Source organism: Microbacterium yannicii PS01 (genome assembly GCF_000304335.1).
Classification (GTDB): domain Bacteria; phylum Actinomycetota; class Actinomycetes; order Actinomycetales; family Microbacteriaceae; genus Microbacterium; species Microbacterium yannicii_A.
In genome coordinates, this window is record NZ_CAJF01000010.1 from 76770 (window position 1) to 92130 (window position 15361).

General features: G+C 63.3%; 11 protein-coding genes and 1 tRNA gene. 3 read left to right on the forward strand and 9 right to left on the reverse strand.

Going from position 1 to position 15361, the window contains the following annotated elements:
* Positions 1 to 70 precede the first annotated feature (70 nt).
* Positions 71 to 250: a helix-turn-helix domain-containing protein gene (locus WYM_RS21455; protein WP_026059659.1), complete on the forward strand. Its 180-nt coding sequence runs from the start codon at positions 71 to 73 to the stop codon at positions 248 to 250.
* A 219-nt stretch (positions 251 to 469) separates the two neighbouring features.
* Here the strand turns inward: WYM_RS21455 and WYM_RS07805 are convergent, their stop codons facing one another.
* A complete protein-coding gene (locus WYM_RS07805) occupies positions 470 to 2500 on the reverse strand; it encodes an AAA family ATPase (RefSeq protein WP_083866180.1) in 2031 nt (676 codons plus the stop codon).
* A gap of 317 nt (positions 2501 to 2817) precedes the next feature.
* On the opposite strand from WYM_RS07805, the gene WYM_RS07810 reads away from it, so the two are divergent.
* A complete protein-coding gene (locus WYM_RS07810; RefSeq protein ID WP_157524978.1) occupies positions 2818 to 3759 on the forward strand; it encodes a hypothetical protein in 942 nt (313 codons plus the stop codon).
* Positions 3760 to 3953: 194 nt separating this feature from the next.
* Here the strand turns inward: WYM_RS07810 and WYM_RS07815 are convergent, their stop codons facing one another.
* The 8 genes from WYM_RS07815 to WYM_RS07840 form a co-directional block, all read right to left on the reverse strand.
* Positions 3954 to 4637, reverse strand: coding sequence for a hypothetical protein (locus WYM_RS07815; RefSeq protein WP_019180275.1), 684 nt, complete (start codon positions 4635 to 4637; stop codon positions 3954 to 3956).
* Positions 4634 to 5047, reverse strand: coding sequence for a hypothetical protein (locus tag WYM_RS19680; RefSeq protein WP_026059660.1), 414 nt, complete (start codon positions 5045 to 5047; stop codon positions 4634 to 4636). Before WYM_RS19680 ends, WYM_RS07815 begins: the two co-directional genes overlap by 4 nt.
* Positions 5048 to 5855: 808 nt before the next feature.
* On the reverse strand, positions 5856 to 6518 hold the full coding sequence (locus WYM_RS07825; RefSeq protein WP_157524981.1) for a hypothetical protein: 663 nt from the start codon (positions 6516 to 6518) through the stop codon (positions 5856 to 5858).
* A 155-nt stretch (positions 6519 to 6673) separates the two neighbouring features.
* Positions 6674 to 7519, reverse strand: a complete 846-nt coding sequence (locus tag WYM_RS21710; RefSeq protein WP_157524984.1) for a hypothetical protein — start codon at positions 7517 to 7519, stop codon at positions 6674 to 6676.
* A 51-nt stretch (positions 7520 to 7570) separates the two neighbouring features.
* A tRNA-OTHER gene (locus WYM_RS21715) sits at positions 7571 to 7682 on the reverse strand.
* A 260-nt stretch (positions 7683 to 7942) separates the two neighbouring features.
* On the reverse strand, positions 7943 to 10681 hold the full coding sequence (locus WYM_RS07830) for an AAA family ATPase (protein WP_019180278.1): 2739 nt from the start codon (positions 10679 to 10681) through the stop codon (positions 7943 to 7945).
* Between the two features lie 298 nt (positions 10682 to 10979).
* Entirely contained in the window at positions 10980 to 12050 is a 1071-nt protein-coding gene (locus WYM_RS07835; protein ID WP_157524987.1) for a hypothetical protein, read from the reverse strand.
* A gap of 167 nt (positions 12051 to 12217) precedes the next feature.
* Positions 12218 to 13747: an AAA family ATPase gene (locus WYM_RS07840; protein WP_019180280.1), complete on the reverse strand. Its 1530-nt coding sequence runs from the start codon at positions 13745 to 13747 to the stop codon at positions 12218 to 12220.
* A 313-nt stretch (positions 13748 to 14060) separates the two neighbouring features.
* Here WYM_RS07840 and WYM_RS21460 point away from each other — a divergent pair, with 313 nt between their 5' ends.
* Entirely contained in the window at positions 14061 to 15257 is a 1197-nt protein-coding gene (locus WYM_RS21460) for a DNA cytosine methyltransferase (protein ID WP_192813726.1), read from the forward strand.
* Positions 15258 to 15361: the final 104 nt, after the last annotated feature.

Genomic DNA, 15361 nt, shown 5'->3' on the forward strand with positions numbered 1-15361 from the left:
CTTGGCTCAGGGGTGTGGTACTTTGCGACGAAGGGAGTGTGACACTGCTGGCTCACAGAAGGGCGGGACCATGAACCGATCACAAGATTGTCTGGCACTGACGATGAAGGATGCCGCGAAGCTCGTCGGCGTCGACTACCGAACGATCAAGCTCGGCATCGAGAGCGGGACCATCCCCACGGTCCAGCTTGGCCCGCGCCGCATGATCCCTCGCGTGCCTCTTCTGCGCGCCTTCGGCGTCGACACCTGATAGCGGCGAACGGGCGGTGTAGCCCCACGTCCAAGCAGCCGGCAGGCACGGCGTGATCCCTGAGCGAGCGACGATCGATGCGGAACCGCCTTCGCGCGTGCTCACATACGACGGCACCGACGCGAGTTGACCGGGAAGTTCAGCACGGCCACTCGCTCTTCTCCAACGAAGACCTCAAGCTGAAACGCTAGCTTGACTGGGCTCACGGCAGGAGCGTCGCTACTTGTCGCCACCAGGGTTCAGTGTGAATGGGACGTTGAAGGCGGCTTCGAGGCCGGAGCGCAACGTCTTCAGCACGGTCTTCGTGCGGGGAGCAAGGCGCAGCTCGCTACCGAGCGCCGCGAGCCGCGTCGCGATGATCTTGTGGCCGACTCCGTCGGGCATACCCCTGTGCCGTGCCACGAACGTGTCGACGGCCTTCGCGATCGTCTGATCACTGCTTAGGTCAGCGGCCAAGATCCGCTCTACATGAAGCTCGTCGAGGTACGCATTCACAACTTCGAGGTACTGAGTGCGCTCAACGAAGTCTTCAATCGCTTTGCCGTGCGGGAGCTGGAACACATGCGACCGGGGTACGCCGGCTTCAAGCAACTGCTTCCTTCTCGTGTTCCCTGACGAATCTCCGTCGACGAGAAAGCAAGTAATGAGCGCGACCGAGTGCATCGCCTGCGCGATGGGAACGTTGGACAGGCCGAACGCGATCTGGAAGTCGAGGGGACGACCGCCGTCCGCGAGCCGGAGCAATGTCGGTAGGAGGATCATCTCGGATACTCCTTCCGCGAGCACTGCTCGACGGAACGCAGAGAACGCCGCGGCCTCCGCTCCCATCGCAAAGAGCAGGTGCGAGAAACCCGGCTCGGAGTCAGTCCAGAAAGTGTTCGCCAAGGTGCTCACGCTTCGGTCAGTGGGATCCCGACGCACGACACGGATCCCGGTGCCGAGATCGAGCGGGAGACATCCGGGACTGTGAGTGGTGTAGATCACCTTGTGAACATCGAGTTGATCAGTGAGCACTCGCACGAGATCTGCCTGAGCGTCGTAATGGAGATTGCGCTCCGCCTCATCGATCATGAGGACGGGAGGGACGTCCAACTCTCGCGCGATCAGGAAACAAACCAAGCCAAGAAAGGTTCGAAGACCATCGCTGCGTTCACTGATTGGCGTGACCGTGAAGTCAGCGCTGTCAACCTCGTTTATGTTCACCTCGACGAGCCCGCCTTCATTAATCGCGAGCTCGACGGAGAGCGCGGATTGGCTCCATGACGGTTGCAGTCGCTCGGACAGCGCCGCGTTGACGCGCCGCTCAAGACTGCGCATACGTGCCGGCGCACCGCTGCTGATCGCTAGCCACAACTCGTCAACAGAAGTTTCTGCGATGGCGAGCAGGTTTCGAAACGGTGAACCGGGGTTCGCGCGGGTCGCATCATCGGCGAGGTTATAACGCTCGCGGATCTCTCGGTCTTCGTCCGTGAACAGAAGGAACTTCGGAGCGCGCTCCTCAAGGGTCCTGCGGATGGCGGCGCCGGGGCTGGCCTTGCGCGCTGCGACCAGTGCCTGCTGAGTTGCCTCGGCAGATTTCGCGATCGCGGCCCGAAGCGCGGCCAGTCCCGTTCCACGACCGGGAACCCCCAGCACATCCGATCCGAAGGCCTTGAGTGCGGCGAGCTCGCCTTCCAGTGCCTCGAGGGCATCGGAGTTCGACTCCTCGGAGGCGCGAACGATCGCTTTCGAGAGCGTGCCTGGAATTGGTTCCCGTCGGTCGACCGCGTGCTCATCAAGGACATCCGCGGCGTTGGCAATCGCGCTACGAAGCGACTCTGCGAGTGCCCGCGCCTCGGTGAACGGTTTCGGGTTCCTGTTCACGGTGAGGTCGGTGCCGGTAACCTGCACGCCCGACGCTTTTCGACTCACGCGCAGCAGAGTGAGATTGTCTTTCGAGATCGCGATGTCTGGATCGATGTCGAGTGCGGCCACGCTGGCCAGATCGGTGGCATCAAGCCTGAAGCGTGCCCTGACGACAACGTCGTCTGGCTGCGGCGGCCGCTGCCGGTTAAACGATCGAGGATCGAGTGGGACGGTGCCCTCCGAGCTCAGCCATCGAAGACCATCGAGGACTGAGCTTTTCCCGGACTCGTTGGGACCAATAAATGCGATCGTCGGACCATCCACATTGCACCTGGTAGAACGCAGCCGACGATAGCCACTGAACTCAATCTCTATCAACCGCACTGGCATTCCTTCCGCAGCCATCGTTTCGACTCCGATACTGGCACGCACGTGAAGAGGGCGTGCGTTTAGAGTCCCTCACTGGGCATGGCCGGTGAGGGGTGTGTAGCGAGGAGAGCGGAGCTCGATCGTTCTCGCCGCCAAGCAGGTGTCGGATAGTGCGGTTGCTGATAACGCGCAAGCGACCTTTACGATCGTTGTCGACGGCCTCGAGGACCGAGGGACAAATGGGAATCAGTGTTGTTGACCGGAAGCTGCTATGGGGACGGGCGGGCAACCGTTGTGCTTGGCCCGGCTGTGATCAAAGGCTTGGGGCTGATCTCCGCACACCGGAGTCGGCCTTGCTCCAGGAACACGGCGCAGTCATCGGCGAAGAAGCGCACGTTCGTTCCTCCCGCCCAGACGGTCCACGACATGATCCGGAGTATCCGAGTGAGAAGCTGGACACCTACGACAACCTCATACTTCTGTGCCCGACCCATCACACCACTATCGACAAAGAGAGTGGCGCCGCTTGGTCGATTGAGGAACTCCAGCGGATGAAAGCAGACCATGAACGGGCTATCGACGCGATGACCGGCGCCGCTGACCTAGTGACGAGGGACATCCAGGAGGTACTGGCGGCACAAGTCGCGCTCTGGGAAAGGCTTGCCCATGTCGACGAATGGCAGAAGTTGACTGCGTGCCTCAATCAGGTGCATCCCTTCATTCGCAAGGACGTCGCGGATGATCTGTTCACGCTCAGCACATGGCTGCTCCAGCGGCGTTGGCCGTCGGGTTACGAGAGGATTGTCGCGGCTTTCGAGCAGTTCGGGAACGTGCTCGGTTGTCTCCTTCAGTTGGTTGGGCGCAATTTCGAGCCGCGCGAGGAACTGCTTGAACTGCCGCGCGGGCACAAGCGCATTGATTGGAACCCGTCTCTCTATACGGAATTGCTCACCGACTTCAACGTGAAGGCAAACGTCATTTGGCTGCTGACCATGGAGCTGACACGCGCGGCGAACCTCCTCATCACGGCGGTGGCGTCGGAACTCGACCCTCTCTATCGGATGGCTGAGGGTTATGTGCTCATGCAGGACGGCGACGCGATCTTCGGCTCCTCGGTCTCGCGCCTGGAATACGCGCCTACCGATATCCGGAGCCTGCCGAGGCCCTATTCGCTGGCTGCACTGATGCAGCGGACGGCGAAGGAGCTTGGCGGGGGTGACCCCCGCCGCGAGCGCGACGTTGACCACTATGCAGTCAACGTCGCGGAGTGGTCTGAGCACACGCTAGAGACTTAGTACGATCCCTGAATGGGCCGATTCGCTGCCGTGACGACTCGTGGCCCGTTAACGGCCTTGTTTGCGACTACCGGTCCGAGATAGCCGGGATCGCCGGGATGCCGAGTCGTCCATCTCCGTCGGCTGCCGGGATGCAGGGCCGCTGGGCAGCGCTAGAGACGCGCGGGTGGCGCGATGCAGGCGGCTGTGTCTCCCTAAAGCGAGCGAATGAATCGGTCAATAATCAAGATCGCCTCCACTGCGGAGTCAGCTGATATCTCCTCGCCGTGCACGGCTCTATTGGCCACGGACAGCGCGTACCTGAGGGGCGACGCTGACTCGGGCGAGATCGCGCCCTGTTTGGTCGCGACAGCGAGCATCTGGCCGGCGGCCATGCGTCGCGTCGCAGTCACGGACGGATCCAGGCGGGATGCAAGTACAATCTCGAGCTCTCGCCTCATTCGTGCGAGCGCGTTCCACGATTCGCCCTCCGCGACGTCCCGCAGCGCCTTCTCACCGCTTTGTGAAAGTCGTTCGTCGCCCCACACAGCTTGATTGGGAACTCTGGCCTGGGCCGGCTCGGTGAGATTCTCCGAATCTCTCTCCGGCACCTCGCCGATGAACTCACGCGCGGCGTTGAACGCAGTCCGAAAACGTGTCCGCACTTCCTCGTGCCGGACATAGTTGGACATCGAAGTGCCGCCTAGGTCGCGAACGACCAGAGATCCCAGAGCATGGAGGTCGGTGGTTTCAACCACGTCACTCACACGCAAGGACTCGAGCATCCGCGCTTGCTCCCGGAAGGCTGCTGCCTGCGTGATGCTACGCGTTGCGGCGAGGACCACCGTGACCACGGACAACACCGTCCCAACCACGGCGAGTAGTGCTTCGAAACTCATCGCTCGCCCTCCTGGGAGCGGAATCGCCGAACGAATGCCCGGATCTCTACAAGTTCAGAAAGGAGAGCCTGGGCAGCTACGAACTCTGCGTGTACGCGACGTGCAAACGAGAACGCAATCACGCCCGCGAGGATGAGGATTCCGGCGGTTACCCAAGAAGCGATCATCCACCCCCACTCAATCGATACATCAGGGTTTACCTGGATAAGCGGCACGAGCGTCGCAACCGCGACAGCGGAGCCTGCGCCGGCCAGCGCCTTCGCGGACGTGGTGATGTGTTCGTACTTCCACTGATAGAGCGAAGTGAGCAACGAGTGCGCCTCATTTGTATCGACGATTGCGAGATCGATAAGGTCGCCGACTCGGACGGGCCGTCCGAGATAAGTTGCCACCCAAGCCTTGAATCCCATGACATGAAGCTAGTGGATCGCTCACGTCGGGCGGGATTCATTTGCTGACACCACGACGACGGCCAGCGCGAACTTGACTAGATTTACGACCGAGAGCGCAAGCAAGATTTTCTATCAGGGTAGGCAGGACGGGCGCAACGGTTAATCAAACGGCAGGCCGATTTTCGCGACCTTGTCGTTACTGCTTCAACCTGGACCATGCGTGCCTCGTGCCGCGAAGGTCCCCAATGGGTCGGCACGTTGGCTGCTCCGTCTCAAGGACCTCACCGATCTACTCGACGCTCCGGGGTGGGAGGCATGACGTTGCGCCCAGACTCGCGTCCGCCGCACTCGTCAACCGCGGAGCGCTGGAGTGCTCGTCCTGGGGACCGTCGGCTGAATGGTCGGAAGGGATTGCGCGCCTACTTTTCGCTACCGGGCTCGGCCACATGATCGTTTTAATCGCCCCGCGCAGGGGCCGTCAAACTCCGCATTAGGTCCGCCGCCCACCTCCCGACACCTGACGGTCGCTCGGCCGACACTCTGACTCAGAAGAAGAGGGATCCAAAACCGGGCGCCGGCTCGAATCGAATCAGCTTCCGACCAATTGTGCGATCGGGACCGCCGAACGTGCAGATGGTTCTACGGGGTCTCTTCTCGTTTCGAAGTTCCGGTTGCTGCACGGGCGCGCCTGCGCGCCAACGGAGGGGCAGTGTGCGCTCAGGACGATCGGATTCTGTGACGCTCGCCGCGAGACAACCGAAACGTCGAAGCCGTTGACGTCAGGCTGGGCGGTCAGACCACAGCACCGTTCCCCGCGCCTATAGCTCTAGGGGGGGTCATCGCCCGGCGGGTGAGACAGCCTCTCAATAGGCCCGGCCGCGACGCGCCGCCACGGCTGTCCCACCGAGTCGGCGAATTCTATGGAAGGTTGTAGCCCGAGAAGATGCTCCTCTGGTCGCCAGCCCGCTTTCCGCCATCCGTCGGGTAAAGGCACAACCGCCGCGACCTCCTTGCGCTCGCGTGGAAGCAGTGTCGTGGGATCGGTGCGGAATGGAGGGCCCTCAAAGAGGTCCTCATCAGCGTTGTGATCCTCGGCCCAGAAGGCAACTGGCCCGATGACCTCGTCGCTGTTGTTGTAAATCGCAAACCGGAAGAGCAGGGCATCGACCTTCAGCCGCCCATCTCGCCCGAGCACGTCCGGCGCGGCGACGATGGAGTGCTTGTACCGAAGACGCGATCCCGCACGACGCAGCAGCTTGCCCACGGCGACCGAGTAGACCTTCCGGGCCTGGGCCTCCGCACGGACCTTGGCATCCGCCTCAAACGTTCTGCGTGCGCTGCGGGCTTGGTTGCGGCTGTAAATCGCAGAAGCGACGGCCGCGAGGAGCGCTAGGAAGGCAACTAAGACCGTCGCCCACTCTGCCAAACTGCCGATCGAGACCGACCAGTCATCGTTTCGAAGCGGTAGTAGAGCCACTGCCACAGACACCGGACCAGGATGGCACATCGAAGTCCGCGGGTGCGCGCAATACCAGCATGGTGGGGATCACTTGCTTCTCGGTGGCAACAGCCCGTTCGGAGTTCGGATCCTTAAGGAATTGTTGGACGGCCCCGCCTTGGCGGCCACCTCGGGGCGGTAGCGCTTCAGGTCCAGGAATGTTTCCGCAGGTCGCGGATCACCAACTCCGGTGGCTTCGGGGGATCCGAGAGCCCGCCTGTGCTGCTTCGACCGTCCACGAATCGTCGACGGAGGTTGCGGAGCCACAACTGCTCGTCTGAAGTCTCGAGCCTCCGAGCGGCGTGCATCATGCGCTGGTGGTGAATCGGGAAATCACGCTCGAACGCCTGATATGTGACAAGTGCATCGAAATAGCACTTCCAGAAGTGTTCGAGCAGGTTCGCCAGAATCGTAACGCGGAACAACGATATGCGGTCGAGGTCTGCCGTCCTCGCTACATTAATGCCATCGGTAGAGCGCGCCAGTGCCGTTGTCCACTCACCATGTGCCAGTGAGTTTCGTGTATCGATTAGCGGATTGAGATGGTCACGTGCCACTCGAAGTAGGTCAAAGTAGCGGGCCCGGTCCGATGGCGGGAGCCTACGCGGAATGTCCTTGACACCCAGCTGAACACTTGGCTCTCGCCGCGCAAGACGGTCTGCCAGCGCAATCTTGAGGAGCAACTGCCACCTGGCGGAGAGCCCGCCGCGTAGTGCATCCTCGCGCTGCTGAGTGGTCAGCCGGGAGTGAGGGTGCCAGGTCAGCCATGCGAGGCGCGCCTCGTACTGGGCAGCGAGGAGGAGATGCGCAACGCGCGAGGAAGTGGTCATTGCCACTTCGGCAGAGCCGGAGCGACCACCCTCTAGCCGTCCGAGCGGGCTGCGGGCAGCTTGCGCCTTCGCATATAGCAAGGTGTGGCGCAGGGCGGCGCTCCCCGTCCGAACGTTTTCATCGATTGCAGCGAATAGATCCAGCGTCTCTTGATTGTCCATCGTTAGCTCTCTCCAATACCGGCGCAAGATGCGGCTTGTGATCCGCATCCTCCGCCGGTACGGGAGTCGAACCCGAAAACTCTCGAGTCACCAGAATAGGCGCGCACCGCACGTCCGCAGCGCCTCTCCTCGTCAAGTGTGTTTCCCATTACACCAACCGGCCGCATCGGGTTGCCCCGCTGATTCCGCGAGGCTATCACCTACGTGAACTTCGAATACCACATCCACGACAGCTAGGACGCGCTACCGCGCAAGACGCCACTGCCCGGGCCGGACCATCAGCTTCTTGTCCGGGTGCACGGAGGCCGGTCCCTCAGGGCAACAAGCGAGGAGATTCTGTAGCCCAGGCCGAAACCCCGCGGTGATCGCGCACGAATAAGCCGCCCGAGCGTCTTCTCCTGAGCGCCCGCCAATCAAGCGCGTCTACATCCCCATCCGGCGCTCCGCACTCGGCGTCATACCCACCTGCCCCGTCGCCATCGCCGCCTCGCGGTTCCGCGCCGCGCGACGCACTTCGGCTTGGGCCGCGCGCACAGCATCCTGCATAGTCAACTCCGGAGTGCCGCGCTGCATCGACTCGGCAAGGCACTCGCGGGCCGCGGCATCCGTCCGCGCCACGACGATCGCGACGTTATGCACCCGCCCTCGCGTGAGGCCAACATAGAGCCCTGCGGCATCCACATCCGGCCCGACGACCGACGCATCGGCGGTGTCGCCCTGCACCCCGTGCACCGTGGACGCGTAGGCGAGCTGCAAATGGTCCCGCGCGTACTCAGTGGACACTCGCCGCACCTCGCCGCTGTCGCTCACGGAGACAAGAGACAGGTACTCGTCGCGGATGCCACGCACGATCCACTGCGCGCGATTCTCGACGCCCGTGAGCCGGTCGTTGCGGCGGGTCTGGACGGTGTCGCCGGCGAGGATGCGCTGCTGCCCCATGCCCCACGCGACGACGCGGACGTCAAGCTCGCCCTGATCCACTCGCCGCTGCTGGACGGCGTCGTTGATCGCATCCGCCTCAGCATTCGTGCCGGACACTAGCGTCACCCGCTTGCCTCGCGCGTGCCACTCGAAGTACGCGTCGATCATCCGCTCACGCGCTGCGTCGTGATGATCGACCCGGTCGACGTGACCGTGTTCGACAAGCTCGCCCGCAACCACCAGCGCGCGCTCGCGACCACCCGCATCCCGGAGCCGCAGTGTGAGCGCCGCGTAGTCGGGATCGCGGAACCGGTGCACCGTGTCGAGCTCGACTGCAGCGTTCGCGTGCCGAATCGCAGAACCCATCGCACCCGCGTGTCCGACCGGCAACGCCTGATGCGTGTCACCCACGAATGCCAGCCCGACACCCTGCTCGATCGCGAGCTCGACGAGGACGTTCGCCGTCTGTAGGTCGACCATGCCGGCTTCGTCGACGACGATACGGTCGCGAGAACGCAACACGTACTGAGTCGGCCCGCTGTACACGGCGCCCGTGCTGGGATCGATATCTCCCACTCGAAGCCTGCTCCACACCTTCGCGCCGGCCTCGTCGGTGCCCCACCGGTAGCCATGGTCCGAAACCAAGGCATGAATACTGGATGCCGCGGCCCCGACCTCGCGAGACGCTACCGACGCGGCCTTGCGCGTAGGAGCAACGACGAGCATCCGCCGCCGTTGCGACGCGAGCGCCCCGCACGCAGCGCGCAGTATCGTCGTCTTGCCCGCGCCAGCGGGGCCGGCCACCGTCACGAGCCCGTCCGTGCCGGCGATGGCGCACGCAGCAACGCACTGCGACGCATCCAGTGTCGACAAATCGTCGTCCGGTGCGAGCCGGTGCAACTCGACCGGCAACAGTGAGCGCCCCGGTTGGGCGAGTACGTCCAGGCGGCTGGCGAGACGCACCTTGGCGCGTACGGTCTCGGTCGCCATGAACGCCTTGACGTGCGCCGGCGGCTCCGCGACGAGCCGATAGACGGAACGCCTGGCACGGTCCGTGATCTCGGCGATCACGCCATCGAGCCGGTCGCGTTCCGCAACGACGCCCGTGCGCGAGAGCGCGCGTATTGCGCCTGCGCGGATGTCGAAGATGCTGAACCGTCCGCCGCATGATGTGGACCGTTCGTCTGCATCGACGACCGCCATTGCAGCGAGCAGATCCAGGTCGATTGCCTGTGGGTCTGTTGCAACGACGGGAGTGGATGCGCGCGGGGCGGTCAGACTCGGATCGATCGCACCAATCTGGTCGCGGACGAGCGCCTCCCAAGACAGCTCATCGAGATGCGTCGGCTTGTTCGGACGCGACACCGCCCACGCGCGCCGATCGATTTGCTGCAGCACCTCCGCGCTCGGCGCGGATCCTCCGTGCGCGGCCGACCACTCCGCGATGAGCCGCGCACGGTTGCCTTCGATCTGCTCCGACCGACGCGAGACGGGTCGGACGGCGCCGGCGAGTTCGGCGATCTCCCCAGTGTCGTCAAGCGCGTATCCGTGCCGGGCGAGCGCGGCGATCCAGGCGGGATCGGTGCGGGCGGCGAGCTCGCCCTCGGCGTTGACGACGGTGTGCAGCTTCATCGCTACGCGAGAGTCGAGGTTCGACCACTTGCCGTCCGCGCCGAGCACCTTGATGTTCAGCCAGAGGTGACGGTGGATGTGCGGGTCGAGCGCGCGCGAGCGCCGATGCTGCAGCTCGACGACCTCGATGCGGGTGACCTCCTCGCGGATGAGCCCGCCGTGCCCGCGCCGAGCGTTGAGCTCCGTCTGCCATGTGAGCAGGATGCGGTCGCGCAGCCGGTCCTGGAGCGCTTCGAACTCGCTGGCGAGCTCGGGATGCAGCAGCGCGGCGATGCTGTACGACTTCGGGTGATTGAGTGTCCCGTCGAGCAGCAGGTCGGCGTCGGGGCTTAGCCGCTGATGGCCGCGTTGTTCTCCGGTGACCGGGTCGTGTCCCGTGAGCCAGACTCGAAGGCCGCCGGCGGTGAGCTCGTCGCTGCCGATCCTGCCGCTCGCGACGATGAAGCGTGAGACCATCGAATTGGATGCCGCAGCATACGCCTCGAGCGCGTCAACGCTGGGGGAGTGCTGCAGGTGAGCATCGCAGATGCCCTCGAGCGCGTAGCCGATCGCCTGTCGAACCCCTCGGGATTCGACACCTCGCTTCCATCGCTCGAGGCCTCCGCGCATGCCGCCAGGATAGGGTGCGTTTTGCCTTTTATCCAGGCATTTTCCCGGTGTGCAGGTACGTGTAGGGGAGTGCTTCTAAAGGGTGTAGGTCACCCTGGGTGCCTGCGTGCATCGATCTTGCATCGTGCTTGTCAGGTGGGAGTTGTCGTGGTCGCACATCGAACGGGTGTCGAGTCGCTCCGTCCGTATGTAGATCTGGCCAGCTCGGTTGCGAATTACCCCTCGGACTGGGGCGGACGTTTTGGGAGCGGCTCGGCGAAGCTCTGCACAGCGGCCTGCTGTACGAGCCGGCGTAGGTTCAGTCGCGGTCAAGGGGTCGCACGTCCAACGCGTGCCGCTCGCGAACGAGATTCACCGAGGCCCACTTTGCAACCCGCTCCTCCAGGCCAGAGGCGGCAAGCAGCGATATCGGACCCACGGCAGTGGCGACTTCCGCCTCCCCGTTCACGACTCCGTGCGGGCCGATGACCACGCCTTCGACATCGACCGCTAGTGCCGTGTGGCACTCAGTCATGTACGCGACCGCCTGCTCGTATCCGTTGCGAAGCACATACTCGGACTTCGCCGAATACTTGCATTCGAGGAGAAGTGCGCGCTCATTCGATTCGAAAAGTCCAATGTCGGCGCCGATCGGACGCCCCTTTGCCCCCAGCTGCTCCAGAGCTTGCGCGTACGGCGACCGGCTGTTGTAGTACCGGAACGCCGCGGCGACCTCGTACCAGATATCAAGCGTCCGGCGAGAATTGTGGGCTTCGAAGATCGGGCCTGATCCGATGCCGATTGGTCGAAGGTTGGAAATCGCCCAGCCTTGCCCGCGCAGGGCGAGCAGCACTTCGCCGAGACATCCGAGATGAAAGAGCGCGCCGCGAAGCTCAGCCGCCGGAAGTAGCAGCTCACGAGCGACATCGGCCACGTGTGTGCGCTTCGAGATAATCTCCTCGGCGACGTCGGCGAGTCCGAGCCATGGGCGGCCTGATGCCCGCAGGGCCCCCAAGTCCTCACGATCCGGCTGAGCGAATTCGCCATACGTGGGTCGAAGCGACTCCCACGCTAGGCGGATCGCCGATAGCTCGGGTCTGACAGATTTGTCCACATCCGATGCAACCCTGATGGCGTCCTGCTGGATCGCAATCAGCTCCTCGGCAACCCAGCCAAACACCGAGGTCAGAATGTTGTCCGGCGTCCGCTCCCGCACGACTGTATGGAATGCGCTCGGAGGCCATCCTTGTTGTCGACTTCGGACCCAATTGACCTTGCCGGACGGCGCAGCCCTCACTTCGCGTCGTCGCTCAGACTGCGCGGGCAGCGCATCGATCCACGCGACCGCCGAATCTGGCAGTCGGGCGACGAGAGGAATCAGGTGGGCCATAAGCACTCGATTGGCTCGGGTGCGCACCGCTGAGGCACTCCACTCATGCTCCCCGGAGGCTAGCTCAGCCACGGCAGAGTACAGCTGGCCCAGTCCACTGAAGCTCGCGAGGGCCTCGTGCAGACCCGCGGTCGGGATCGATGGGCCCGCATGCGTGATTGAGCTGGTCAGCGCAACACCTGCAGCTGTGTCGTCACCCAACTCCATTGGTCCTCAAGTCCTTCGTCAGTAGACAAAGCCGCACCGAGGGCGTCCAGTACGGAGTCGTCGATACGTGCAAGCCATGCCCCGGAGCTCGTCACGTAGGCTTCCGCCACCAGTTCCGCTACGGTCCCGTGGCCAAGCCCGATTCCGGAGGCGACATACCGCGGGATACCAAGGAAGAGGGCGGGACCCAGTGCTGTGCTGTGCTTCGCGCGATGGGCTGCGTACAGCGTCACCACCCGGGTCCTCACCTCGGAGCGGATTTCCGGAGGGACTTGCGTAAGTTCAGCGGCGAGTGCGCTGTCAAAGCCGAGCGAATCCGGAGGCGCTATCGGCACGTGGGCAAACCTACGACCAAGCGCCTGCCCGAAGCGGAAAACGCGGACGGCGTCTAGCGCATTGTAGGTTCCGAGAAGTCGCCATTCGGCACCGGCAAGGAACTCGACCGGCTCAATGGGCGAATCGGCCATCAGTTCGTCGAGTTGCGTCACCTCCGACATAACGGATTCGGTCCATCCAAGCGAGATCTCGCCAGCGTTGGGGTCGGCCGATACCCGACCCAGCGACACCGCCTGGCCGGAGAGCCACGTCAGCGCGCCACCGAAAATTCGGTCCATGTCCGCACGGTTTGCTTCGTCCAGCACCAGCCATTCGTCTCGCGAGACGGCTTCCAATAGATGGCCGATGGCGAAGCGAATTCGTCCTTTGTCGTCGACCGTGTCGCCACCCAGCAGGTCCCGCGTGGTCCAGGATTCGTCAGGGGTCACGATCCTGCGGTCGTGCGCCATTGACATCCCAAATGAAGCTGGCGTCTGCGCGACTTCCCGCACGACTTCCTCGATCAGTTGGGTCTTGCCGGTCCCGGGCGGTCCAACCAGCATGGTGGCCGATCGCGATGCGATGGACGTTCTGACCATCCGGAGCGTTCGATCATCGATGACGAGGCGCGCGGGTACAGACTGCATCGACGGCGCGGTGGTCGACGACGCCTCCACATGAGGCTGCTCCGCCTGAACAATCTCCCAGGCGATACCGTACGCGTTGGATAGCTTGGTGGCAGTCGTCGCAGTGCGTTCGTCGCTAGAACGCACACCCCATCCGAGCCCCCACGTCCCGCTCTCCGATTCATGCATCAAAATGACTGCCTGATGGCCGCCCCTCAGCACGTCCTTGCGCGCGGCGTCTTTAGTGTCCTCCATAACGCCCTCGTCCACGCACACTCCGACGAGGAGCGAGGCCTGCTGTGCGCGTGGCGACTGCGTGCTGCGCACCGAGAAGTTGCCTGGCTTCGAGATAGTGACGGACGTCACGGCTCCACGGGAGAGCCCCGCAGCCGCCGCCAACACCTCATCCAGTCGGTGGAACTTGTTCACGCTCGGCGCCGAGATGTTCACCGACTCAAGAGCTTGTCGGACGTGATCAAGGTTTTCCGCAAACGGTGAATCCACGATCGACACGTTATCGCTGATCTGGACCTCGTCAGGAAGCGCCACGAAGCGCAGCGCCCGTGTTCCACGTAGTTGCGCGAAGGCGCGTTCACGCCCGCCGTTGACGAAGTCCGTCTGCGAGATGAGGCGTCCTGGATAGTCGAACGAGTGGCCCTCTCGGCGTGCGCGAAGGACGAGAGTGCTCTACTAGCTCGCATCTCGCGGTGTTCAGTCGGTGCACCGGTATGCTCCCGGCGGCGGGCGATACTCCCCGAGGGCCCGGATCGTCGGTGGCTCGCGATATCGTCGCCAGCGGCCGGTCGACTCGAGCTTCGGGCAGATCAGAGATACCGTTTGACGTTGGTTAGGAGTTAGAAGCATGACGAGCACTTCGTGGAAGGTGGCCGGCCTGTTCGCCGGGATCGGGGGCGTCGAACTTGGTCTTGAGCGCGCACTCGGGAACCAGATCGAGACGCTTGCCTTCTGCGAGTGGTGGGAGCCTGCGCAATCCGTCCTCCGGGCGCGATTCCACGGGGTGCCCATCGAACCTGACGTCCGCGAAATGAAGCGGCTCCCTGAAGGCACAAACCTCGTTACCGCTGGTTTTCCTTGCACGGATCTGTCGCAGGCCGGCCGTACTGCTGGGATCGGCGGGGTTAACTCCGGCCTTGTGGTGAATGTCTTCCGACTGCTGGAGGATGCGCGGCGTCGTGGAGGTGCTCTTCCGACGCTCCTTATTGAGAACGTTCCGAACATGCTCGCTCTCGATCGTGGAAAGGCAATGAGCTACTTGATCTCTGAGATCGAGGCGCTTGGGTACGCGTGGGCCTATCGGGTTGTTGATTCTCGATTCACGGGGGTTCCTCAGCGCCGTCGCCGGGTGATCCTGCTCGCATCCGTCGATCTCGATCCGCGCCGAATCCTTTTCGCCGACGACGCAGGGGACAGGTCCGAGGACTTCCGCGAGGACATGTTCGGTTTCTACTGGACCGAGGGACTGCGCGGGCTCGGCTGGGCACAGGACGCGGTCCCTACCCTTAAGGGTGGATCGACGGTTGGCATACCCTCACCTCCCGCAGTGTGGGTCCGCGACGCGGCACCAGGACGTCGTCTTGTGAAGCCCTCGGTGGAGGACGCGGAGGAAATGCAGGGCTTTGACCGCGGGTGGACCGACGTCGATCATCTTTCGCCCAGAAGGAACGGCCCAAGATGGAAGCTCATCGGGAACGCTGTAACTGTGGGCGTTTCGCGCTGGGTGGGCAGCAGGCTGAATGATCCTGCCGAGCCGGTTACCGACTTCCGACAGTGGACACCCGGGAGTGGATCTTGGCCAACCGCTGCGGCGGGTGAGAAGGGCATGATCGCCGTCCCGGAGTCTCTCAGCGAGTTCCCTAGCCATGCGGACTACACCCACCTCGGAGACATCATCGATACCCAGAACGCCGATGCGCTCAGCTTGCGAGGTGCGAAAGGGTTCTGGAGCCGCCTGCAGCGGGGAAACCTAGGTCAGTACCCAGGGTTCCGCGCAGCTGTGCAAGAACACATCAACGACCTTGAGTACGCGCTGGCGGGATAAAGACTTGGGCGCCGAAAAAGCGATGCAAGTTGAATCCCCCGCTGCACACCGCGATCAGCTACCACACCCGTGACCACCATCATGGGTCTGAGCAGTGTGTGATC

Bases quoted from the DNA above. Each gene is read 5' to 3' on its own strand.
- WYM_RS21455 (WP_026059659.1), top strand. From the start codon at position 71: ATGAACCGATCACAAGATTGTCTGGCACTGACGATGAAGGATGCCGCG.
- WYM_RS07805 (WP_083866180.1), bottom strand. From the start codon at position 2,500: ATGGCTGCGGAAGGAATGCCAGTGCGGTTGATAGAGATTGAGTTCAGT.
- WYM_RS07815 (WP_019180275.1), bottom strand. From the start codon at position 4,637: ATGAGTTTCGAAGCACTACTCGCCGTGGTTGGGACGGTGTTGTCCGTG.
- WYM_RS19680 (WP_026059660.1), bottom strand. From the start codon at position 5,047: ATGGGATTCAAGGCTTGGGTGGCAACTTATCTCGGACGGCCCGTCCGA.
- WYM_RS21710 (WP_157524984.1), bottom strand. From the start codon at position 7,519: ATGGACAATCAAGAGACGCTGGATCTATTCGCTGCAATCGATGAAAAC.
- WYM_RS07830 (WP_019180278.1), bottom strand. From the start codon at position 10,681: ATGCGCGGAGGCCTCGAGCGATGGAAGCGAGGTGTCGAATCCCGAGGG.
- WYM_RS07835 (WP_157524987.1), bottom strand. From the start codon at position 12,050: ATGGCCCACCTGATTCCTCTCGTCGCCCGACTGCCAGATTCGGCGGTC.
- WYM_RS21460 (WP_192813726.1), top strand. From the start codon at position 14,061: ATGACGAGCACTTCGTGGAAGGTGGCCGGCCTGTTCGCCGGGATCGGG.